Genomic DNA, 22,942 nt, shown 5'->3' with positions numbered 1-22,942 from the left:
TTAGATCAGTGTCAGATTTTTACGTCTGGCGCAGGCTTGTCGCTCGGATTGGCGATCAGCTCTTTAACCTTTTCGCTCATCGGGAAGTTCAGGTTCAGACCCTTCGGCGGGATCGGACTCTCGAACCACTTGCTGTAGATCTTGTTGATCTCGCCGGACTTGTAGAGCGCGACGATGGCGTCGTCTACAGCCTTCTTGAAGGCCGGATCGTCTTTACGAACCATGCACGCGTAGGCTTCGAAGGACTGTGGAGTACCGGTGATGACCCAGTCGTCCGGCTTCTTGGCCTTGGCTTCTTCGCCGGCCAGCAGGGCGTCGTCCATCATGAAGGCGACGGCGCGGCCGCTTTCCAGCATCTGGAAGGATTCGCCGTGGTCCTTGGCGGAGATGACGTTCATGCCCATCTGCTTGTCAGCGTTCATCGCCTTGATGATGCGCTCGGAGGTGGTGCCGGCGGTGGTCACGACGTTCTTGCCTTTCAGGTCGGCAAAGTCAGCGTAGGACGGCTTGCCTTCCTTGTCTTTCTTGACCAGCAGACGGGTGCCGATTTCGAAGATGTTGACGGTGAAGTCGACTTGCTGGGCGCGTTCGGCGTTGTTGGTGGTGGAGCCGCACTCGATGTCCACGGTGCCGTTCTGCACCAGCGGGATACGGGTTTGCGAGGTGACCAGGTTGTACTTGGCGTTCAGGTCAGGCTTGTTCAGGTCTTTTTTCAGGGCTTCGACGATAGCGACCTGAATGTCGTGGGAGTAGCCCACAGGTTTGCCCGAAGCATCGGCGATGTAGGAGAAGGGAATGGAGCTGTCACGATGCCCGAGGGTGATGGTGCCCGAGTCGTTGATCTTCTTAAGGGTGCCGGTGAGTTCGGCAGCGAAAACTGGTGTGCTGATCAGAGCGGCAGCAATGGCTGCGCCCAGGATATGGGGAACGATGCGCATCAAATTTTCCTCGACATTGTTTTTTTTATGGAGCCGGTTGAGCGGGCCCTTTTGTGCTTCGAATGCCTGACGGCTCCTGTTGTGCTGGCGCAACAGGCATTCGTCGAAGGAGTGTAGAGCATGAGTCGTGCCAGACCAGTTGCAACAAGTTAACTGGTTGATTTTGCTGGTGATTAAAGTTTTGTGATGGTGTTTTTCAGCGTTTCTGATCCGGTTATCCGAACCGACCGACAGGTCGCGTTCGGAAAACCGAATGCCGGCAATTCAGCGCCAGACGGGCAGCAGGTCCAGGGTGAACAGCAGGTGCGCGACCGCGCAGATCACGCCGAAAAACAGCACCAGAGCGATCATTGGCGTCCCGCCCCAGACCCTATAGAGCGGGCTGCCAAAGCGTTTGCGCGAGGCCCGGGCCAGCAGTGCCGGGGTGATGACGGCCCAGAGCGTGGCGGCCAGCCCGGCGAAACCGATGGCGTGAATGAAGCCTTCCGGCCAGAGAAACCCGCAGAGCATCGGTGGCAGGAATGTCGCGGCAGCGGTTCGCAGACGGCCCGTGGGCCGATCGTCGAAACCGAGCACGTCGGCCAGATAGTCGAACAGGCCCAGGGTCACGCCGAGAAACGAGCAGGCCACGGCGAAGTTGGAGAAGAAAGTCAGCAGCAGGTCGACATTGGCGCTGTCCAGGCGTGAGCCCAGAGCGCTGATCAGCACGTCGATGTTGCCGCCACGCTGGGCGATGCCCTTGAAGGCTTCGCGCTCAATGTTGCCCATGCTGCACAGCATCCACACCAGATACAGGCCCAGTGCGATCAGCGTGCCGCCCAGCAGGCAGGCACGGATTCGCTTTGGGTCCTTGCCGAAATGCTTCATCAGGCTCGGCACGTTGCCGTGGAACCCGAACGAAGTCAGGCAGAAGGGCAGGGTTACCAGCAGATAGGGCCAGTAGCTGGTGGTGCCGTTGTTCAGGTCGAACAGCGTGGCCGGTTGTACATGGCCGAGCAGGCCGCCAAAGGTCAGAAAGAATGCCAGGATCTTCGCGCCGAACACCACGGTGGTCATCCGGCTCACCGCCGAGGTGCTGAGCCAGACGATGAACGCCACCAGCACGGTGAAACCCAGCCCGCCGGCACGCGGTGAAAGCGAGACACCCATGGACTGCAGGGTGTGATGGATCACTGAACCGCTGGCGGAAATGTAGGCGTAGGTCAGGGTGTAGAGCACGAAGACGATGCTCAGACCGTTGATCCGGTTCCAGGTACGACCCAGCAGATCACGGGTGATGGTCGAGAAACTCGCGCCTTCGTGGTAGTTGAGGTTGGCCTCGAGAATCATCAGGCCCGAATGCAAGGTGCAGAACCAGGCAAACATCAACACGGCGACCGACCCGTAAAACCATAGCCCGGACATGACCACCGGCAGGGAAAACATTCCGGCGCCGACGATGGTTCCGCCGATGATCATGGCGCCGCCCAGGACCGAGGGCGAGCGTTCGAGTGCGGCGGGGGAAGGGGATGAAACAAGTGACGTGGCACGCATGGCTGGGCCTGCATTGATATTGTTATGGAAGGTTCGATCCGGCTCGCCCCTTGTCGGGGCGAGCCGTACTCATCGGATGTTCAGCAGGGGGGACAACCGGCTCACGGCCTGCAACAGAAATCCGTCCTGCCCGGGCAATGCATCGAACGACAGGCCCACCGGCAGCGAACCCTTGGCCGCCACCGGCACGGTCATGCTCGGCGCTGCCAGGTTGCTGGCCGGATCGGTGTTGCGCACGAACCGCTCGAAATGGCTTTCATCCGCACAATCAGCCAGCAACGGTGCACTGCAACTGACCGTCGGGTAGGCCATCAGATCCAGCTGGTGGTGGCTGAACAGTTGCCGGTACTCCTGCTCCAGCCGGACCTTGCCCATCAACGCCTGCACATAGTCGGTATAGGAAATCGCCGGGCTTTCCAGCTGTGCAGTGAGGATTTTCTTGATCCCGGGATCGCCGATCCGCGCCAGGATGTCGAGGAATTCTCCGCCGCGCCCTTCCTTCATCAGGAACCGTGGAAAGTCGATGAAGAATTCGTAAATCGGCAGCGGGAACTGGATGCACTCGTTGATCTCGCCGATCACCGTATCGTCGATCGCAACGATTTCCATGCCGGCGCTGGCGAGTGCGTCGATGGCGGCGCGGCAGTCGCGGCTGACGTTGTTGTCCAGATCGGCCCAGAGGAAGCGTTCGGGAATTCCGATGCGCAGCGCACGATCTTCGGGCAGTGCCGGCAGGCGCCGGCCGGTCAGGTGGCCGTGGACGAACCGGCAGTCTTCCACCGTGCGCGTCAGCAGGCCTGGTGTGTCCTTGGTCTGCGAGACCGGGACGATGCCGTCGGCCGGGTATTCGCCGGTTGTCGGGCGCAGGCCGACGACGCCGCAGAACGCCGCCGGGATGCGCACCGAGCCGCCGGTATCGGTGCCTGCCGCGCAGGGCACCAGCCCGGCGGCGACAGCGGCGGCACAGCCACCGCTGCTGCCACCGGCGCCATGCAGCTCGTTGGCCGGGTTGATGACCGCGCCGTAGGTGTGGTTGGCCGACGTCACGCCGAACGACAGTTCGTGCATGTTGTTCTTGCCCACCACCCGCGCGCCCAGTTGCTTGAAGCGCGCCACGATACTGGCATCGTGCTGTGGCCGGTAATCGGCCAGGCCGGGGGTGCCGGCAGTGGTCGGCATCCCGCTGACATTGATGTTGTCCTTGAAGGACACCGGCAGCCCGTACAGCGGCGCCTGGCGATCCGCGTCCGGCGTGTAGGCGAACGTCGCGGGGTCGAACGTGATGAAACTGTGCAGATGCTGCGCCCGCTCATGGCGCTCGCGCAGGGCTTGCTGCCAGGTGTCGAGGCAGAGCTCGCCACGGCGAAATCCGTTGACGAGCTGTTCGATGGAAAACTGTCTGTACATGGAAAGTCTCGGCGAAAAGAAAGGGACGCAATCAGCAGTAGCGATACTGCGGAACCAGCCCGTCGAGTGGATTGCCGTCGATCAGGTCGCCACCCAGGCTGCTGATGACCGAGCAGGCGGCGTTCAGGGCCGTCTGGATCGAACCTTCGGCCCAGCCGCCGGTGAACGAAGCGCCGCAGCCCGCCAGGTAAAGACCGGTGTCCTGACGCGGATCGAGAGCGGTGCGGAACTGATAGAACAGGCGCTCGGAATAGATGTCGTCGCCGGGGAAATTCAGTTTGAAGGCGCCGAGGGCATGCTTGTCGGTCAGCCAGTCGTATTCGAGCACGTAGCGCTGGTAGTCGCCGTTGAGCGGGACCAGGTGGCGGGCGAATTCCGGCGCGCTTATCGCCAGCTCGTCCACCAGGCGCAGGCAGCGCTGCACTTTGTCGGTCATCGAAACCATCTTGTGCGAGTCGTCTTCCCAGGTGTAACTGATCAGCACCACGCCCCAGGAGTCCGGGTCCTGTGGCGCGTAGTCCAGGCAGTACACGCCCTTGACCAGGGTGTCGGTCTGGATGTTCTGCGCCAGGCCGTGTTTGAGCCAGAACTTGTCCCTGGTCAGGATGAACAGCTTGGAGGACCCGACCATGTGGGTTTCGTTGATGGCCCGGGCCACGTCGCGATTCACGAACGCCTGGTTCTGGGTGAGCTTGAGATTGACCTGCAAGGCGCGGGTCGTGGTGGTGGTGATCACCCGGTCGCAGGCGTAGGTTTCACCGTTGCTGCCGGCCAGCAGGATCTGTCCGTCGGGGCCCTTGTTGATCGATTCGATGCGAGTACGGCAGATCATGTCGCGCAGTTGCATGCCGTTGAACCGGGTGTCGGCGATCAGCTCTGCCAGCGAGGAGATGCCGTTCGGCACCAGCCGCTGATTGACTTCCAGCGCGTTGACCACCAGCCGCAGAATCTCGGTGAACGAGGCGCGATAGACCGACTGGAAACCACCGGAACCGATGCCCAGCGAGCCGAACAGGTGGAAGTCTTCCGGTTTGCGCCAGACCTTGCCGCCCGGCGGGTTCTTGCTGGTGAAGATACGTACCATCGCCGAATAGAAAGAGCTGTCACCGAAGCAGTCCAGATAGCGTTGCCATTCCGGCTGCACTTCGCAGTAATTGTGCTGCTTGAGCAGTTCGGTCAGCAGTAGCGGCGGGGCAAGGCTGGTGCCGTCGTCGAGTACCGCGCCTTCGCGCAGAAACGCATTCCAGCCCTGATGCACGGTGCTGAACAGCGCCGGCGGCGGTTGCATCGCGGCCCAGTGATGGGCCTCGCCACGATAATGCAGTTCGGTATCGACCACCCCCGGATCGGGAAAGGCTTCGGTGGTCTGGATGCCGAACTTGTTGAGGTAATGGAACAGCCCGACCTCGCTCGGTGGAAAGCGCATGGCGCCCATTTCCGCGATGAACTGCGGTTGTTCTTCATCGAAGCATTGAGTCAACAGGCGACCGCCGATGTGGCTTTCTTCGGCCTCGAACAGGGTCACGCGACGGGCACCGGCACGCAGCAGTTCATAGGCCGCCACCAGCCCGGTCAGGCCGGCGCCGACGATGCCGATGTGTTTTTCTGCCGTGTGTGCCGGCAGGTTTCCGATGGCCTGGTCGGCGTTGCGCAGGAACTGACCGTAATCGTAGAGCAGGTCGACATAGGGGAAAGACAGGCACGCGGTATCCTGGCTGGCAGGATGGTTCATGGAGTTCACAGGGGTAATTCTCGGTCGGTCAGATGATGAGCTGCAGGCTTTCGAGGGCGCGGTCGGGGTTGAGCAACAGGATCTTCTTGCCCTGGATTTTCCACTCGCCGTCGAGATTGATCAGGCGATGTTCGACGGTGGCGGGGTAATGCCATTCGCGCTCGCCACGGGCCTCGCAATACAGCAGATTGCTGCTGGCGACGGCGCTGCAGGACGGCTCTTCAATCGTGATCCGGGGGCGCTGGGCAATGTGCAGGCAACGGCTTTTCGGCTGTTGGGAAAAGTTGCGGGCATTGGCCAGGCGGTTGATGCGCAGGGTGGTCAGGAAGCGGTCTTCATACACCAGCGAGGATTCGTGCAGCGGGCTGCGCTGTTCGCGAGTCATCGGAATCCAGTAGGTGTAGTCATCACTCAGCAATTGTTGCCAGGCGTCGAAGTCCTGTTGATCGAGCAGGTGCATTTCGGTCTCGAGCAAACGCTCGATCGCCCGTTCAGTTTGATCGTGGTGCATGGTCGTCCCGCATCAGGTTTTGCCAGTTGTCGTAGAAGTTGCGCATCGCCAGTTCACTGGTGCCGGACACCACGCGGGTCTGGTCGTAGGTCTCGCCCGGTTCGAACAGGCGGGCAACGTTGACCCATTCGTTGGCGTCGCTGTGCAGGCCCTCCATGGCGCGCTCGTACATCTCCACGTCGTCATGGGCGACCATCGAGCATGGCGAGTTGATCAGGTTGTTGTATTGCACGGTGCGTTCCAGCAACTGCACCGGGGCGCCCTGCAGTTCGAAGATCCACGACTCGACGATGGTTTCCTGCGCACTCACCGGGCGGATCACCCGCAGCGTCTGGATCGGGCCCTTGACCATCAGGTTGGGGAAATACACGGTGTTGTGCCGGGTGTCGTCGAGAATGGCCCGGGCCTGGTCCTCGCCGTAGCTTTCCACCATCAACTCCCAGTAGCCGGGAATGCCCGTGTAGGCCTTGTGGATCGAGTTGCTGACCCCGGTGTGTCCGTGGCCGTTGGGCCAGACGCGGATGCCCATGCCGGCGAAGAATTCATACGAGGCCATGAACGGCGAGAACAGTTCCACGGCCATCGGCGCAGGCTGGCTCTGGTCACCGGTTTCCTTCCACAGGCGAATGGCTTCGCCGGCCGAGGATTCGTGGGCGATCATCGGGTGGCAGGTATCGGTCTGGTTGTCGACGACCATCTTCCAGTTGCAGCGATGCTTGTGCAGCAGCGGCTGACCGACCACGCGCAGCTTGCCTTGCGGGGAGCGCATGACCATGTTGTCCAGGGTTGACAGCGACTCGCCGAAAAATTCGTCGAACCCCATGCCGGTCTCACTCAGGCGCACGAACACGAAGCCGCGATAGTTGCGTACCGCCGCGACCGGCTGCATGCCCTTGTGGGCCGAGCAACTGCTCAGGTCGCAGTCGTCGTATTCCTTTTTCACCGGGATGCTCAGCAGCTCGCCGTCGGTCTTGAACGTCCAGGCGTGATAGGGGCAACGCATGAAGCGGCCCACGTTGCCACGCGCTTCGGCCAGCACCTTCACGCCCTTGTGCGGGCAGCGGTTGTGCAGCACCACGATGTCGCCGTTCTTCTGGCGCACCATGGCCAGCGGCTGGGCGGCGAGGGTGGTGGTGAAGTAATCGCCGGTTTCGGGGATCAGGCTGTCGTGGCCCAGGTAGCACCAGCTTGCGGCAAAGACGCGTTGCTGTTCCTGTTCGAACAGTTGTTGATCAAGGAACAGAGACTTGTGCACTTCTCTGCCATTGAAATAGTTGTCCAACGGGGTGTCCTCTTCAGATCGCCAGCTTCAGGCGTGGGCTTTTCGCTCGGGAAACGCAGGGATAGATCCGTGCGCTGCAGGCCGCTTCTTGTTCGCTCATGATGAAATCCCGGTGCTCGACGTCGCCTTCCAGCACGTCCAGCGCGCAGACGCCGCACTCGCCGCGACGGCAGTCAGAGATCGGGTCCAGACCCGCGGCTTCCAGGGCTTCGAGCAAGGTCTGGTCGGGACCGACCTCGATGCTCACAGCGGAATCTGCCGCCTCGACCGTGAAACCCCGGGCGCCTTCATCCCGGGCGACATTGAACACCTCCAGATGAATGCGATCGCGGGGCAGCCCGGAGGATTCGGCGTGGCTCAGGATGTCGCTGAGCATCGCCGCCGGGCCGCAGACGTAGAGCCGGTCTTCGGCGCACAGGTCAGCGAGTACCTGGTGAATCGCCGGGCGCTGGCCGGGCAGGTGTAGGCTCATGCGGTCTTGCAGCAGTGAACGCAGCTCTTCGGCGTAGGCTGCATCGTCGACGCTGCGGGCGAAGTAATGCAGGTGCGCCGAACGCTCCAGCGCTGTCAGATGCCGCAGGATGCCGGTCAGCGGAGTGATGCCGATACCGCCGGCAATCGCGATGTCGCGACCGCTCTGCTCGTCGAGCGGGTAGTTGAAGGTGTTGAACGGGCCTTCGAGCTGCACCTGGTCGCCGGCCGCCAGCGAGCGCAGGTACTGGCTGCTGGGGGAGTCGTCACTGAGGCGAATGGCGAAGGTGAAGTGACCTTCGGCGCTGTCGCCCAGCTCCACGGTGGAGTAATGACGCCATTCACCCGAGGGCGCTATCAGCCATTTGAAGTGCGCACCGGCATGGGCCGATTGCGGGGCGGCGGGGACGCCGCTCACGGTGATTTCCTTGATCGATGCCGACAGCATCCGGCAATGGGTAACGGTGTAATTCATGCCGGGTTTTCCTGGGCCAGCGGCGTTTCGTGCAGGTACAGCCAGCGGGTGCTGTGCTGATGCACACGCAGGATCGCCACGGAAATGCGCGAAGTCTCGCGCTGGTTCTGGCGATGGGTTTCCTTGTAGCGCAGGGCGACGGTCGGGCCTTCGTGCCAGATCGTGTGCAGGTCGCTGATGTCGATTTCAAGGCCCGGACGGGCACCGACCGCACCTTTGAACAGTTGCTCGACCTGGGCCCGCCCGACCACGGCGGCCGAGGTGGTGACCATGCTGAAGTCTTCGCTGAAGACATCCATCAGTGGCGCGATGGCGGCTTCGCCGGCGCCGTCGGCATTGGTGAAGACACGATGAATCAGTTCATGCACGTGGTGGATGCTGTGGCGGGCTAGTTCAACCGGGTTGTTGTTCATGGCATTCCTTTGGAGGGTTCAGTTGGCTCATTTGAAACAGCGGGAACAGTCCGACCAGTGCAGCAATCGCGAACGTGGCGTGATAGGCCGGGGTCGAGTCGAACTGTTTGAGCAGCAGGTTGTAGATCATCAGGAACAAAGCCGCGCCGACGCTGAACGACATCTGCCGGTTGATGTTCCAGATCACACTGGCCTTGTGGGTTTCGCTGCCCTTGAAGTCCATCAGCGAGGTGGTTTGCGCGGTGTTGGCGCCGATTCCGCCGCCGATGCCCATCAGGCTGTAGGCGATCACGATCACCCCGATATCGGTTGGCGCATCCACCAGCATCAGGGTGGCGATGCCGGCGCTGTGGATCAGCATGCCGAGGGTGAACAGGCGCCGGGCGCCGATTCGGTTGTAGACCCGGCCGCAGGTGAGCATCGCGATGAATGCGCCGGTGGCGTAGAGGATCATGAACATGCCGGTGAGGCGGGCGCTGAAGTGCAGGGTGTTCTGCAGAAAGAAGATGCTCATCAGGTTGACCCCGGTGAACACGCCGGGAATCGCGTAATAGATGAAGATCGAGGTGCTGAGCTTTTTGCTCTTGAGCAGGCTCAGGTCAATGATCGCGTCGCGCTTGCGACGGTAATGCAGCAGGTACAGCGCCACGAACATCAGGCCCGCTGCGACACAGGCAATGGCCTCGATGGCAGGATAGTCGCCGCCGTACAGCGACATGCCCATCAGCAGGCTGCCCAGCGCGGCACTGACCAGCAGCAGGCCGAGGATGTCCGGGCGCGCCAGGCTGGTCGGTCGGCTTTCGCGGATCCAGAACCAGGATAATCCGGCAGCGATCAGCGAAAACGGAATGTTGCTGTAGAACACCCAGCGCCACGAACTGCTGTCGACGATGATGCCGCCGACGGTCGGCGAAATGGCCGGGGCGATCAGGGCCACGGCCATCACCAGCGTGGAGATTTTCGCCCGTTGCTCGCCCTGGAACAGGTTGAAGGTCAACGCCTGACCCACCGGAATCAACAACCCGCCACCGATGCCCTGGACGAAGCGCCAGATCACCAGCTCATGGAAACTGTCGGCCAGGCCGCACATCCACACGGAACCGGTGAATACCAGCATCGATGCGGTGAGAATCTCGCGGCTGCCGAAACGCCCGGCGAGCCAGGTGCTGACAGGAATGATCAGGGTCAGGCCGAGGATGTAGGCATTCGCCACCCAGGCCACCGAAGAACTGCTTACTTGCAATGTCGCCGATATGCTGGGTAATGCCACGGCGGACATGAATATGTTTATGCAGTCAATAAAAAAGCCGATCAGAAAGATCAGCGCGATCTTGTAGCGATAGTTCATTGTTGTTTCCTCTTTGTCGCAAAGCATAGGGGCGATGGACTCGGAGTGTCGATACGACTATCCTTGAAACAATGTTTGAAAGGATTAAACAGTGAACGCTACCGCCATGCATTCTCATCTGAATCGGGTTCAGACATTTCTCGCCGTGGTCGACTTCGGCTCTTACACCAAGGCCGCGAACTACCTGAGTATCAGCAAAGCCATGGCCAGCCTGCATGTCAAGGCGCTGGAAGAAGTTCTTTCGGCGACATTGCTGATCCGCAATACCCGGAATATATCGCTGACTGAAATCGGTCAGGACTTTTATGAAGAGTTCAAGGGGATTGTCGCGGACATCGATAATGCCTTTGATAATGTACTGAAGGGTAATAACCGGGTTTCTGGAAAGTTACGAATTAGTTCAACCAGTGAATACGGCGAGAAGTTCATTCTTCCGTTGATTCCATTGTTCAGCGAGCGTTATCCGGAAATTCGCCTGTGCTACAACTTCAATTCATCGCTGAATGATCTGGTGGCGGAAAAACTGGATTTGGTGGTGCGTCTGGGCAATCTGGCGGATTCCGCCTTCAAGAGCCGCAAGCTGGCGGATTATCAAATCGTGCTGGTGGCGACTCCGGCGTTTGTCAAGCGTCACCCGGTGGCACAGCCGCAAGACCTTAACGGTGTGCCATGGATTGCCAACAGCAATTTGCAGGCGCCCACGCAATGGGTACTGCGCGATGATCGGGGAGGGACGGTGGAGGTCAATGGCACCAGCCATTTCGAATCCAATTCCTCCACGGCGATTCGCTCGATGACCTTGTCGTCGCTCGGTGTCTCGGTGCTGCCGGGCTGGGTGGTCGAGGACGATATTGCCAGCGGACGGCTGGTTCGCCTGTTGCCGGCGTATACGTTGCCTTCTCAGTCGATCAACGTCGTATTTCCCAATACCGCGCATCTGCCGCACAAGTCGCGGGCGTTTATCGATTTCCTCCTGCTGCACCTGGCGCAGTAACGCAAAAAGCCCCTGAATCGCGAGATTCAGGGGCTTTCGTCAACGCGGCTTGAAGATCAGGCCGCTTCGATCTTGCTGCGGTTCTGCTCGACCTGGTTCAGGTAGGTCGCCAGTTTTTCCTGTTCGGCCGGGGTGGTGAACAGGCCCAGCTTGCTGCGGCGCCACAGGATGTCGTGAGCGGTGGTCGCCCACTCTTCGGCGCACAGGTAGTCGACTTCACGGGTGTAGAGACCGCCGCCGATGTGTTCGCCCATGTCGGCCAGGCTGTCCACGCCTTCGAGCATGCGCCAGGTGCGGCTGCCGTAGGTGGTGGCCCAGCGGCGGGCGATTTCGCTTGGCACGAAGTCGAATTTGTCGCGGATCAGCGCGCTCAAGGCCTGCGGCGTGGTCATGTCTTCGCCGCCCGGCAGCGTGGCGCTGGCGGTCCAGCTCGGACGCATCTGGGTGAAGAACGGCATCAGTTGCGCCATCGCCGACTCGGCGAGTTTGCGGTAGGTGGTCAGCTTGCCGCCGAACACCGACAGCAGCGGTGCCTCTTCGGTGCTGCCGGACAACGCCAGGGTGTAGTCGCGGGTCACGGCCGAAGGATTGTCGGATTCGTCGTTGCACAGCGGACGGACGCCCGAGTAGGTGTGCAGGATGTCGTCACGGCTGATCTGCTTCTTGAAGTGGGCGTTGACCACTTTGAGCAGGTAATCGGTTTCGCCGTCGGTGATCGCCACTTTGGCCGGGTCGCCGGTGTACTCGCGGTCGGTGGTGCCGATCAGCGTCAGGTTGTTCAGGTACGGAATGGTGAAAACGATGCGCTGATCTTCGTTTTGCAGGATGTGCGCGTGATCGCCTTCGTACAGTTTCGGCACGATGATGTGGCTGCCCTGGATCAGGCGGATGCCATACGGCGACTCCATCTTCAGGTCGTCACGGATGAACTTGGCGACCCACGGGCCGGCGGCGTTCACCAGAGCCTTGGCGGTGATCGAGAACAGGCTGCCATCGGCGCGTTCCAGGTTCAGGTGCCACAGGCCTTTGGCGCGGCGGGCGCTGACGCAACGGGTCTGGGTGTGCACATGGGCGCCTTTTTCACGGGCGGCCATGGCGTTCAATACGACGAGGCGGGCGTCATCGACCCAGCAGTCGGAGTATTCGAAGCCTTTGGTGATTTCGCTTTTCAGTGCGCTGTCGGCGCCGAACTTCAGGCTTTTCGAACCGGCGAGCTTTTCGCGCTTGCCGAGGTTGTCATACAGGAACAGGCCGGCACGGATCATCCACGCCGGACGCAGGTGCGGGCGGTGCGGCAACACGAAACGCATCGGCTTGACGATGTGCGGGGCCTTGGCCAGCAGCACTTCGCGTTCGGCCAGGGCTTCGCGCACCAGACGGAATTCATAATGTTCGAGGTAGCGCAGACCACCGTGGATCAGCTTGCTGCTGGCCGACGAGGTGTGGCTGGCCAGGTCGTCCTTTTCGCAAAGGAACACCGAGAGACCGCGACCGGCAGCATCCGCTGCGATCCCCACGCCATTGATCCCGCCGCCGATGACGGCGATATCGTAGATCTCGGAGATAGGGGGCGTACGCAAGGTAGAGGTGGACATCGGCTGGCCTCGGGCTCTTTTGATTTTCTGTCTTGGAAATCGAACATGAATGTTCATTTGCGAAAATGGTAGCCCATAAAGACGCGCGCAGCCAGTCGACTTCGATTGAAAAAACTCATCGAAGGGCGGCTAAAAGAAAATATTCGAACATCAGATGCGCATAAGGCGCCCATGAAGGCGCCTTATGCTTGAGGAGGGTTAAACGACTTCCAGACGAATCTTGTTCTGGCTCAGCAGTTGCGCCAGGGCCGGCACCGGCTGCTGATCGGTGACCAGGCAATCGATCAGGCTGATCGGACCGAGGCGGATCATCGCGTTACGGCCGAATTTGCTGGAGTCCGCCGCCAGGATCACCTGCCGGGCATTGGCGATGATCGCCTGGGACACCCGCACTTCCTGGTAATCGAAATCGAGCAGGCTGCCGTCTTCGTCGATGCCGCTGATACCCACCAGCGCAAAGTCGACCTTGAACTGATTGATGAAGTCCACGCTCGCCTGGCCCACAACGCCACCGTCGCGTCGGACATTGCCGCCGGTGAGCAGCACATCGAAATCATCCTTGGCACTGAGCATCGAGGCGACGTGCAGGTTGTTGGTGATGATTTTCAGGTGGCTGTGGTTGAGCAGGGCGCGGGCGATGGATTCGGTGGTGGTGCCGATGTTGATGAACAACGAGGCGTGATCGGGGATCTGTGCGGCGATGGCTTCACCGATGCGTTGCTTTTCATCGCGCATCTGATCGGCGCGCATCGCATAGGCGGTGTTTTCGACGCTGGAATCATAGGCAGCGCCGCCATGGTAGCGACGCAGCAGATTGGCTTCCGCCAGTTGATTGATATCGCGGCGGATGGTTTGCGGGGTAACAACGAACAGCGTGGCCATTTCCTCGATGCTCACATAGCCGCGTTCGCGGACCAGCTCGAGGATTTGCTGCTGACGGGGAGGCAGATTCATGGGGCTTCCTTTGGGCTGCCGTGCAAAATTTGCCCATGATGCCGCAGGAATCCGCTCCCGACCAGTTACATGCCGTTACCAGTCCTCAGACTGGCTTATTCAGCGTCCTCACGTTCCCAGTCACGGGTACGGCTGACGGCTTTTTTCCAGCCTTTATACAGCTTCTCTTTTGCCGCTTCGTCCAGGCTCGGTTCGAACTCGCGTTCGATCACTGCCTTGCCGCGCAGTTCTTCCAGGCTGCCCCAGAAACCGCACGCCAGACCGGCCAGGTAAGCGGCACCCAGTGCCGTGGTTTCGCGCATTTGCGGACGCTCGACCTGAGTGCCGAGGATGTCGGCCTGGAACTGCATCAGGAAGTTGTTCGCCACCGCACCGCCGTCCACGCGCAGGGCTTTCAGGCGTTCGCCGGAGTCCTGTTGCATGGCGTCGAGTACGTCGCGGGTCTGGTAGGCGATCGATTCCAGCGCCGCGCGGATGATGTGATCCACACGCACACCGCGAGTCAGGCCGAACAGCGCGCCACGGGCATACGGGTCCCAGTACGGAGCGCCGAGACCGGTGAATGCCGGTACCAGGTACACGCCGTTGCTGTCCTTCACTTTATTGGCGAAGTATTCGGTGTCGTGGGCGTCGTTGATGATTTTCAGTTCATCGCGCAGCCATTGCACGGTCGAACCGCCGTTGAACACAGCGCCTTCCAGTGCGTAGGCCACTTCGCCGCGCGGGCCGCAGGCGATGGTGGTGAGCATGCCGTGCTGGGATTTCACCGCCTTGTCGCCGGTGTTCATCAGCAGGAAGCAGCCGGTGCCATAGGTGTTTTTCGCCTGGCCCGGCTCCACGCACATCTGGCCGAACAGTGCAGCCTGCTGGTCACCGGCGATACCGCCGATGGCGATGCCGCTCTTGGTGCGACCGTAGATTTCCGAGGAGGCTTTGACTTCCGGCAGCATCTCGCGCGGGATGTCGAGGATCTCCAGCATCTTCGAATCCCACTCCAGCGAGTGGATGTTGAAGAGCATGGTGCGCGAGGCGTTGGTGTAGTCGGTGACGTGCACCTTGCCGCCGGTGAATTTCCAGATCAGCCAGCTGTCGACGGTGCCGAACAGCAGTTCGCCATTGCGCGCACGTTCGCGGCTGCCTTCGACGTTGTCGAGAATCCACTTCAGTTTGGTGCCGGAGAAGTACGGGTCGGTGACCAGGCCGGTGTTCTCGCGGATGTAGTCTTCATGACCGTCGCGCTTGAGCTGCTGGCAGATCTCGGTGCTGCGGCGGCATTGCCAGACGATCGCGTTGTAGACCGGGCGGCCGGTGGTCTTGTCCCAGACCACGGTGGTTTCACGCTGGTTGGTGATGCCGATGGCGGCGACCTGGTCGTGATGCAGACCAGCCTGGGCCAGCGCCTCGACCATCACTGCGCTCTGGGTGGCGAAAATTTCCATCGGGTCGTGTTCGACCCAGCCGGCTTGCGGGTAATGCTGGGCGAATTCGCGCTGCGCGGTGCAGACCACGTTCGCATCGCGGTCGAAAATGATCGCGCGGGAGCTGGTCGTACCCTGATCGAGGGCAATGATGTAGTTCTTATTCTGAATGTCGGTCATGTCGATTGCCTTGGACGAAATAAGGGTGAGTGGGCCGTGGCGCGGGCTCGAAACGGGCAGGAGCCCGCGCCGACTGTTTCAAGAAGTTCTTGGTTTGCCGTCAATGGCCGGTTCTGCGTCCTTTGTAGCAGGTGTGGCGCCGGTCAGGTGACGGGCAATCAGCCCGCGATACCCGGCAGCGCCGAGGCAGGCACCGACAATCGGTGCAAAAATCGGAATCAGGAAGTACGGGATTTCACGGGCGCCGGTGAAGGAAATTTCACCCCAGCCTGCGAAGAAAGTCATCAGTTTCGGACCGAAGTCACGGGCCGGGTTCATCGCGAAACCGGTCAGCGGGCCCATCGAACTGCCGATCACGGCAATCAGCAGGCCGATCAGCAGCGGCGCCAGCGGGCCTTTCGGCAGGCCGTTGTTGTCGTCGGTCAGGGACATGATCACGCCCATCAGGATCGCCGTGATGATTACCTCGACCAGGAACGCCTGGGCAGTCGACAGCGCAGGGTTCGGGAAGGTGGAGAACACCGAGGCCAGCTCCAGGCTGGCGGCCGAGCCACGAACCATGTGGTGAGCCTGTTCGAAATCGAAGAACAGGTTGCTGTACAGCGTGTAAACCAACAGAGCGCCGCAGAAGGCGCCGGCAATCTGGGAAAGAATGTAGAACGGCAGTTTGCGCTTTTCGAAGTCGGCGAAAATGCTCAGGGCGATACTGACGGCAGGGTTCAGGTGCGCACCGGAAACTCCGGCGGTGAGGTAGATCGCCATGCTCACGCCGACGCCCCAGATGATGCTGATTTCCCACAGACCGAAACTCGCGCCCGCGACCTTGAGCGCGGCGACGCAGCCCGTACCGAAAAAGATCAGCAGTGCAGTACCCAGAAACTCGGCCAGGCACTGGCTCGAGAGCGATGGTTGCTGTAACGCAGTTGTCATTGAAAACCTCGGTTTTTGTTGTTGTCTGGCGCGTTTGCCGACAGGGCAAGGCGCGATTTTCGCCGGGGCAGGATCCCCATCCTGTTCCCGGTTTACTGCTGGGTGCTGCGGTGACGATAATTCTTACATTATTCAGATTCGAAAAAATATAGACAAGAAACAAAGCTGTCAAAGGTCGAAAGTGAACCGTCAGTCACAAATAAACTATCAGTCATGTGAATGATCCTGCGGGTCACCGCACAGACGATCTTGTTATCGGTCTGCAAGCCCCGGGAAACGTGGCGCGCAGTAGAGCCTTTTACGTGGCGATGGCCTAGAATCCGGCGCAGGATTTTTTGCCACTGCCGAGCCCGGAGCTGCCATGACCCCTGCGTTGGACTTGTTGAAAAAAGTTCGTGCCGAACATCGCGTGCACAGTTACGAACATGACCCAAAGGCTGCGTCTTATGGGCTGGAGGCCGCGGAAAAACTGGGGCTGGAGCCGGCGCAGGTGTTCAAGACGCTGCTGGCGGCCAGTGAAAAAGGCGAATTGCTGGTGGCGGTGGTGCCGGTCGTCGGAAGTCTCGACCTCAAAGGGCTGGCCCACGCTGCCGGAGTGAAGAAAGTGGAAATGGCCGACCCGGCCGCCGCGCAACGTTCCACCGGTTACCTGTTGGGCGGCATCAGTCCGTTGGGGCAGAAAAAACGCCTGCGCACCTTTATCGATAATTCCGCCCAGGCTTTTGCGACCATTTATGTCAGCGCCGGTCGACGTGGCCTGGAAGTCGAACTGGCGCCCACCGTCCTCGCCGAGCACACCCAGGCGAAGTTCGCCGACATTGGTCGCGCCTGAGTTCTGTATGAGAAAAATTGACCGGTTCTGTCACTGGCGATGGACGAGCTGTGGCGGCATGCTCTTTCGACTGACACAGGGAGAAGGTTATGCAGCTCGAGTTTCATCAGGTCGACGCATTCAGTGATCGGCCTTTCAGTGGCAATCCGGCGATGGTTTATCGGCTCGACGCCTGGCTCGCGGACGATTTGATGCAGAAAATTGCCGCCGAGCACAACCTGGCGGAAACCGCATTTCTGGTGCGCGAAGGCCAGGCCTGGCATATCCGCTGGTTCACGCCGACCACCGAAGTGCCGTTGTGCGGTCACGCGACGCTGGCCAGTGCCTATGTGCTGTTCGAGATCTATAAGGAAAGCGCCGAGCGTCTGGACTTCATCTGCAAGTCCGGGCCGTTGAGTGTCAGCCGCGAGGGTGGCCGGTTGTGGCTGGATTTCCCGGCCATCGAAGCGGTGGAGAAAGGCGTCACCGTGGAGATCGAGCGTGCGCTGAATGTCCAGGCAGTGGATGTTCTGAGTTCCAACGAGCTGTTCGTGGTGCTGGAATCGGAGCAGGCGGTGTTCGATTGCACGCCGGACATGGTCGCCCTGGCCAAGCTTCCTTGGCTCGGCGCCATCGTCACGGCCCGGGGCAATCAGCATGATTTTGTCTCGCGCTATTTCGCTCCGGCCATCGGCATCAATGAAGACCCGGTCACGGGGTCGACCCATTGCAGCCTGATTCCGTACTGGTCAAAACGTCTGGGCAAGTCGAGCCTGACCGCTTGCCAACGTTCGGCGCGAGGCGGGGAGTTGTTCTGTCGGCTGGAAGGCGAGCGGGTGAAGATTGGCGGGAATGCGACGCTCGTTGCGAGCGGCACCCTGATGCTGGGTTAAGGCAAAAAGAGAGGGAGCCATCAGGCTCCCTCTTCTTCATGCGGGTCAGTGGGCAGTGCTATACCGGCGAACACCGTTTTCCACGGCCGGAATCTGCGCAGCAGTGCTGCCGGACGCCTGGAACAACACCAGATGTTCCGCCGCCACGCGAATCCCGACATCCGCACCAACCTGATGGTCAGCATGGCTCGGGAAGATCGATTCCAGTTGCGCGCCGGTCGGCAGCTGCAGGCGATACAGAGTCGAGGCGCCGAGGAATGTCTTGCCGACGATCCGTGCTTTCAAGCCGCTGTCCGGTGCATAAACAATGTCATCCGGACGCAGCAGCACATCCACCGCACCGCCGGTCGGCCAGGTGTAGGCGCGATTGCCGCGCAGTTCGCCGAGTTCGGTGTGCACCGATTCCGGGCTGCCGAGCTGGCCGCGAATGAAGTAACCCTGACCGATGAAGCTCGCCACAAACGGCGTCGCCGGTTCGTGGTAGAGGTTGTACGGCGTATCCCACTGCTCCAGCCGGCCTTCCTTGAACACGCCAACGTGATCGCTGACGGCGAAGGCTTCTTCCTGATCGTGAGTCACCAGAATCGCGCTGGTGCCACGGGCCTTGAGGATGTCGCGCACCTCATGGCTGAGCTTGCGTCGCAGTTCGCCGTCGAGGTTGGAAAACGGTTCGTCGAGCAGCAGCAGTTGTGGCTCCGGCGCCAGGGCGCGGGCGAGGGCGACACGTTGTTGCTGGCCACCGGACAATTCGTGCGGGAAGCGCTTGCCGAGGTTCTTCAGGTTCACCAGTTCCAGCAGTTCTTCGGTCACGCGCTCCTTGTTCGGGTGCTTGCGAATGCCGAAGGCAATGTTGTCTGCGACGCTCAGGTGAGGGAACAGCGCATAGTCCTGGAACACCATGCCGATCCGGCGTTTTTCCGGGGCGAGGGTGAAACCGGCGCTGGAGATGGTTTCACCGCCGAGCTGGATTTCCCCTTCGTGGACCGGTTCGAAACCGGCGATGGCGCGCAGGGTGGTGGTCTTGCCGCAGCCCGAGGAGCCGAGCAGGCAACCGATGTCACCGGCGTTGAGGTGCAGATTGAGGTTCTGCACCACACGTTGATCTTGATAGCCGCAAGCGAGGTTGCGCAGGTTCAGCAGTAATTCATGACTCATGCGTGGTGATATGCCGGTTCTACGAGGAACTCGAGCAGGGCCTTCTGTGCGTGGAGACGGTTTTCTGCCTGATCCCAGGCGACGGAGCGCGGGTCATCGAGCAGATCGAGGCTGATTTCCTCCCCGCGATGGGCGGGCAGGCAGTGCATGAATAGCACGTCCTCGGCGGCCAGGTCGAGCAGGGCGCGATTGACCTGGAAAGGCGCGAACAGCTGGAGACGCTTGGCGGTTTCTTCTTCCTGGCCCATGGAGGTCCAGACGTCGGTGCTCACCAGGTGCGCGCCGCGCACGGCGTCTTTCGGGTCGCGGACGATGATCACGCGATCACCGGCCCTGGCCACGAACTCGGGATTCGGCTCGTAGCCTTCCGGGCAAGCCACACGCAACTGGAAGTCGAACTGGATCGCCGCTTCTATATAGCTGTTGCACATGTTGTTGCCGTCGCCGATCCAGGCCACGGTCTTGCCCTGGATCGAGCCACGGTGTTCGAGGAAGGTCTGCATGTCGGCCAGCAACTGGCACGGGTGCAGGTCGTCGGACAGGCCGTTGATCACCGGCACACGGGAGTTGGCGGCAAATTCGGTCAGGGTGCTGTGGGCAAAGGTACGGATCATCACCGCATCGAGCATGCTCGACATGACGATGGCGCAGTCGCCGATGGGCTCGCCACGGCCCAGTTGGGTGTCGCGCGGCGAAAGGAAGATCGCCTGGCCACCGAGCTGGATCATGCCGGCCTCGAAAGAGATCCGGGTACGGGTCGAGGATTTCTCGAAGATCATCCCCAGGACGCGGTTTTTCAGAGGCTCGAACAGTACGCCGCGGTTACGCAGGTCCTTGAGCTCAACGCCTCGACGGATCACGCTGACCAGCTCTTCGGGCGTGCAATCCATCAGGGAGAGAAAGTGCCTTGCGCTCATCATTGACTACCTTTTTGCTACAAACCGCAGATGCTCAAAGCCTTGTTTACAGGAACAACGGGCGAGACCTGCGGCGTAAGCCGCACGGGGCGACGAAATAGGGGGAGGCGCGATATTGACACTAAATGTCGCGTTTTTCCAATAGGCTACGATTTTTGCGGAGTGTGCGGGAGTGGCGCGGTCACTCGAAGCGCCGGTTTTGAGCCGGATTCCAGACCTTTGTACACTGGCGCCGCCGGGCTTGGCAATCAGGCAGGGCGGGGATGGAGCAGGCCTGGTCGGTTTACGACCGCTCGGCCATGGAAGCGCCGGTCGGATGTCAGACCTGAAACATTTGCTAAAGCAAAGTGCTGGGTTATAAATAACTCACGAGCGACGCAGGAAGCCTCCGCATGGAATCGAAAGAAAAACTGTTAATGGAATTGCTGGGCCACACGGCTCGCTCACTGACCCACCTGACCGCATCGGTCACCTCCTTGTCCTTCGAACTGCTGCGCAGTGAAGACGAAGTGGTCAAGACCGCCGGCCGCCACATGATCGATCGCATGGCGACCATCAGCACCGGGCTCGACGAGCATTGGCGACTGATCGGCGAACTCACCGGCGTGCACGTCGCCCACGAGCAGATTGAAACCATTCAGGAAATCCAACTGGCCGCACCGCCCCAGTTGCCTTCCAACTGATCGCGATGAAGGGCTATCGGCACGCCTGATGGTCGTCGATTCACAAGACGAACGTCGCTGGCGCCACGCCCGGCCACGCGCCATAGTTTTGTTCCCGCAGGCGTTATTGTCTGCCCAGAACAAGACAGAGACTGGCCATGACCAAGACTCTCCATCACCGTGCGTGCCACCTGTGCGAAGCCATCTGCGGTCTGAGCATCGAAACCACTGAAACCGACGGCCAGGTGCAGATCACCTCGATCAAGGGTGACGCACTGGATACGTTCAGTCGCGGGCACATCTGCCCCAAGGCCGTGGCGCTGCAAGACATCCAGAACGATCCGGATCGCCTGCGCCAGCCCATGCGCCGGGTTGGCAGTGAATGGTTGCCGATCGAGTGGGAGGAGGCCTTTGAGTTGGTGGCTGAAAAGCTCTCGGCGATTCAGGCGCAACACGGGCAGAACGCGGTCGCCGTGTATCAGGGCAATCCGAGCGTGCACAACTACGGGCTGATGACCCACAGCAATTACTTTCTGGGCCTGCTGAAAACCCGCAATCGCTATTCGGCCACTTCTGTCGACCAATTGCCCCATCACCTGACCAGTTACTTGATGTACGGCCACGGCTTGCTACTGCCGATCCCGGACATCGATCACACCGACTTCATGCTGATCCTGGGCGGTAATCCGCTGGCGTCCAACGGCAGCATCATGACCGTGCCGGATGTGGAAAAGCGCCTGAAGGCGATTCAGGCCCGGGGCGGCAAAGTGGTAGTGGTCGATCCGCGGCGCAGCGAGACGGCGGCGATGGCCGACCAGCATCTGTTCGTGCGTCCCGGTGGCGATGCGGCGTTGCTGTTTGGTGTGCTCAATACGCTGTTCAGCGAAGGACTGACGTCGGACAGCCATCTGCCGGTGGACGGTCTCGACGACGTGCGCGCAGCGGTGGCGGCATTCACGGCCGAAGCCATGAGCCCATTGTGTGCCGTTCCCGCCGAACAGATCCGCCAACTGGCCCGGGACTTCGCCGCTGCACCAAGCGCCGTCTGCTATGGCCGGATGGGGGTTTCCACTCAGGCCTTCGGCACGCTCTGCCATTGGGTCGTGCAATTGATCAATCTGGTGACCGGCAACCTCGACCGGGTGGGCGGTGCTCTTTGCACCGAGCCGGCGGTGGATCTGGTGGCGTCCACCTCGGGCGGGCATTTCAACAAATGGCAAAGCCGTGTCTCGGGGCGCCCGGAGTACGGTGGCGAGCTGCCGGTCTCGGCGCTGGCCGAAGAGATGCTCACCGAAGGCGAGGGTCAGATTCGCGCGTTGATCACCGTCGCCGGCAACCCGGTGCTGTCCACGCCCAACGGCCGGCAACTGGAGCAGGCACTGGACGGGCTGGAGTTCATGGTCAGCGTCGATCTGTACATCAACGAAACCACCCGTTATGCCGACCTGATCCTGCCGTCCACCTCGGCGCTGGAAAACGATCACTACGACACCACGTTCAACCTGTTCGCGGTGCGCAACGTCACCCGTTTCAACCGGGCGATTCTCGCCAAACCTGAAGGTGCGCTGCATGACTGGGAGATCTTCGTCGGCCTGGCCAAGGCCTTTGCGGCGAAGGCCGACAAGGAGCTGAAGCCGACGATGCCGCCGGCGAAGATGATCGACATGGGTTTGCGCATGGGCTTGTATGGCGATGCATCCGAGCACAAGTTATCGCTGGCGACGCTGTTCGATCATCCGCACGGCGTCGATCTGGGGGCGCTGAAGCCGAATCTGGCACCGCGCTTGAAGACTGCCAATCAACGCGTCCAGGCAGCGCCGCCGGAAATTCTCGCCGATCTGGCGCGTTTCTCTGCCTTGCAGGCGCCGGCCGCCGATGAACTGTTGATGATTGGTCGCCGTCATGTGCGCAGCAACAACTCGTGGATGCACAACTATCATCGACTGGTGAAGGGCAAGCCGCGTCATCAGTTGCTGATGAACCCGGAGGATCTCGCCAGTCGCGGGCTCACTGATGGCCAGCTTGTGCGCGTCAGCTCACGGGTCGGGCAGATCGAGGTCGAGGTGCTCGGCAGTGCGGACATGATGCCGGGCGTGGTCAGCCTGCCCCACGGCTGGGGCCATGCTCGACCGGGTGTGCAGATGGCGATTGCCAGCGGCCAGCCGGGCTCCAGCGCCAACGATCTGACCGATGAATGCCAGCTCGACGAGTTGTCGGGCAATGCAGCGCTCAATGGTGTACCGGTGACGGTGGCGGCGGCTTGAGCATGTCTGTCGGGGAGACCGAGCAGCGCGCTCGGGATTCCGTTACAATGCGCCACCGT

The 22,942-nt window shown here is 60.9% G+C and carries 20 protein-coding genes; 5 read left to right on the top strand and 15 right to left on the bottom strand.

Annotated elements, in window-relative coordinates; translation table 11 throughout:
* Positions 1-11 precede the first annotated feature (11 nt).
* From M5B98_RS10180 to M5B98_RS10140, 9 genes are all read right to left on the bottom strand, one after another.
* On the bottom strand, positions 12-938 hold the full coding sequence (locus tag M5B98_RS10180; protein ID WP_085709739.1) for a glutamate/aspartate ABC transporter substrate-binding protein: 927 nt from the start codon (positions 936-938) through the stop codon (positions 12-14).
* A gap of 264 nt (positions 939-1,202) precedes the next feature.
* Positions 1,203-2,471, bottom strand: coding sequence for a tryptophan permease (gene mtr, locus M5B98_RS10175; protein ID WP_248742625.1), 1,269 nt, complete (start codon positions 2,469-2,471; stop codon positions 1,203-1,205).
* A 69-nt stretch (positions 2,472-2,540) separates the two neighbouring features.
* On the bottom strand, positions 2,541-3,878 hold the full coding sequence (locus tag M5B98_RS10170) for an amidase family protein (protein WP_248742624.1): 1,338 nt from the start codon (positions 3,876-3,878) through the stop codon (positions 2,541-2,543).
* Between the two features lie 31 nt (positions 3,879-3,909).
* Complete coding sequence (locus tag M5B98_RS10165) at positions 3,910-5,610, bottom strand: NAD(P)/FAD-dependent oxidoreductase (RefSeq protein WP_248742623.1); 1,701 nt, start codon at positions 5,608-5,610, stop codon at positions 3,910-3,912.
* Between the two features lie 28 nt (positions 5,611-5,638).
* A complete protein-coding gene (locus M5B98_RS10160) occupies positions 5,639-6,121 on the bottom strand; it encodes an aromatic-ring-hydroxylating dioxygenase subunit beta (RefSeq protein WP_085709481.1) in 483 nt (160 codons plus the stop codon).
* A complete protein-coding gene (locus tag M5B98_RS10155; RefSeq protein ID WP_248742622.1) occupies positions 6,102-7,403 on the bottom strand; it encodes an aromatic ring-hydroxylating dioxygenase subunit alpha in 1,302 nt (433 codons plus the stop codon). The genes M5B98_RS10160 and M5B98_RS10155 overlap by 20 nt, the downstream gene beginning before the upstream one ends.
* A gap of 13 nt (positions 7,404-7,416) precedes the next feature.
* The gene (locus M5B98_RS10150; protein ID WP_248742621.1) at positions 7,417-8,349 is read right to left on the bottom strand and encodes a PDR/VanB family oxidoreductase; all 933 of its coding nucleotides are present in this window, start codon (positions 8,347-8,349) and stop codon (positions 7,417-7,419) included.
* Positions 8,346-8,762 (bottom strand): DUF4440 domain-containing protein, encoded by a 417-nt coding sequence (locus tag M5B98_RS10145; RefSeq protein WP_114885232.1) that lies wholly within the window; start codon positions 8,760-8,762, stop codon positions 8,346-8,348. Before M5B98_RS10145 ends, M5B98_RS10150 begins: the two co-directional genes overlap by 4 nt.
* Entirely contained in the window at positions 8,743-10,110 is a 1,368-nt protein-coding gene (locus M5B98_RS10140) for an MFS transporter (RefSeq protein ID WP_248742620.1), read from the bottom strand. The genes M5B98_RS10145 and M5B98_RS10140 overlap by 20 nt, the downstream gene beginning before the upstream one ends.
* A gap of 106 nt (positions 10,111-10,216) precedes the next feature.
* Between M5B98_RS10140 and M5B98_RS10135 the strand changes: the two genes are divergently transcribed.
* The gene (locus M5B98_RS10135; protein ID WP_248742756.1) at positions 10,217-11,104 is read left to right on the top strand and encodes a LysR family transcriptional regulator; all 888 of its coding nucleotides are present in this window, start codon (positions 10,217-10,219) and stop codon (positions 11,102-11,104) included.
* Between the two features lie 56 nt (positions 11,105-11,160).
* On the opposite strand, the gene glpD is transcribed toward M5B98_RS10135, so the two are convergent.
* The 4 genes from glpD to M5B98_RS10115 form a co-directional block, all read right to left on the bottom strand.
* Complete coding sequence (gene glpD, locus M5B98_RS10130; protein ID WP_248742619.1) at positions 11,161-12,699, bottom strand: glycerol-3-phosphate dehydrogenase; 1,539 nt, start codon at positions 12,697-12,699, stop codon at positions 11,161-11,163.
* Positions 12,700-12,897: 198 nt separating this feature from the next.
* Positions 12,898-13,653: a DeoR family transcriptional regulator gene (locus M5B98_RS10125; RefSeq protein WP_085709487.1), complete on the bottom strand. Its 756-nt coding sequence runs from the start codon at positions 13,651-13,653 to the stop codon at positions 12,898-12,900.
* A 95-nt stretch (positions 13,654-13,748) separates the two neighbouring features.
* Complete coding sequence (glpK, locus tag M5B98_RS10120; RefSeq protein ID WP_085709488.1) at positions 13,749-15,251, bottom strand: glycerol kinase GlpK; 1,503 nt, start codon at positions 15,249-15,251, stop codon at positions 13,749-13,751.
* A gap of 78 nt (positions 15,252-15,329) precedes the next feature.
* Complete coding sequence (locus M5B98_RS10115) at positions 15,330-16,181, bottom strand: MIP/aquaporin family protein (RefSeq protein ID WP_114885224.1); 852 nt, start codon at positions 16,179-16,181, stop codon at positions 15,330-15,332.
* A 361-nt stretch (positions 16,182-16,542) separates the two neighbouring features.
* Between M5B98_RS10115 and ybaK the strand changes: the two genes are divergently transcribed.
* Entirely contained in the window at positions 16,543-17,013 is a 471-nt protein-coding gene (gene ybaK, locus M5B98_RS10110) for a Cys-tRNA(Pro) deacylase (RefSeq protein WP_248742618.1), read from the top strand.
* An 89-nt stretch (positions 17,014-17,102) separates the two neighbouring features.
* On the top strand, positions 17,103-17,885 hold the full coding sequence (locus tag M5B98_RS10105; RefSeq protein ID WP_248742617.1) for a PhzF family phenazine biosynthesis protein: 783 nt from the start codon (positions 17,103-17,105) through the stop codon (positions 17,883-17,885).
* A 45-nt stretch (positions 17,886-17,930) separates the two neighbouring features.
* Here M5B98_RS10105 and M5B98_RS10100 read toward each other — a convergent pair whose 3' ends face one another.
* Together M5B98_RS10100 and argF are read right to left on the bottom strand one after the other, a co-directional pair.
* The gene (locus M5B98_RS10100) at positions 17,931-19,040 is read right to left on the bottom strand and encodes an ABC transporter ATP-binding protein (protein ID WP_248742616.1); all 1,110 of its coding nucleotides are present in this window, start codon (positions 19,038-19,040) and stop codon (positions 17,931-17,933) included.
* The gene (gene argF, locus M5B98_RS10095; RefSeq protein WP_248742615.1) at positions 19,037-19,957 is read right to left on the bottom strand and encodes an ornithine carbamoyltransferase; all 921 of its coding nucleotides are present in this window, start codon (positions 19,955-19,957) and stop codon (positions 19,037-19,039) included. Before argF ends, M5B98_RS10100 begins: the two co-directional genes overlap by 4 nt.
* 392 nt (positions 19,958-20,349) lie before the next feature.
* Here argF and M5B98_RS10090 point away from each other — a divergent pair, with 392 nt between their 5' ends.
* Positions 20,350-20,640 (top strand): hypothetical protein, encoded by a 291-nt coding sequence (locus tag M5B98_RS10090; RefSeq protein ID WP_065258633.1) that lies wholly within the window; start codon positions 20,350-20,352, stop codon positions 20,638-20,640.
* Positions 20,641-20,777: 137 nt separating this feature from the next.
* Positions 20,778-22,883, top strand: a complete 2,106-nt coding sequence (locus tag M5B98_RS10085) for a molybdopterin oxidoreductase family protein (RefSeq protein WP_248742614.1) — start codon at positions 20,778-20,780, stop codon at positions 22,881-22,883.
* Positions 22,884-22,942: the final 59 nt, after the last annotated feature.

It is taken from the genome of Pseudomonas sp. MWU12-3088 (genome assembly GCF_023242405.1).
Classification (GTDB): domain Bacteria; phylum Pseudomonadota; class Gammaproteobacteria; order Pseudomonadales; family Pseudomonadaceae; genus Aquipseudomonas; species Aquipseudomonas kribbensis.
This window is presented reverse-complemented; position numbering and strand designations above follow the sequence as displayed.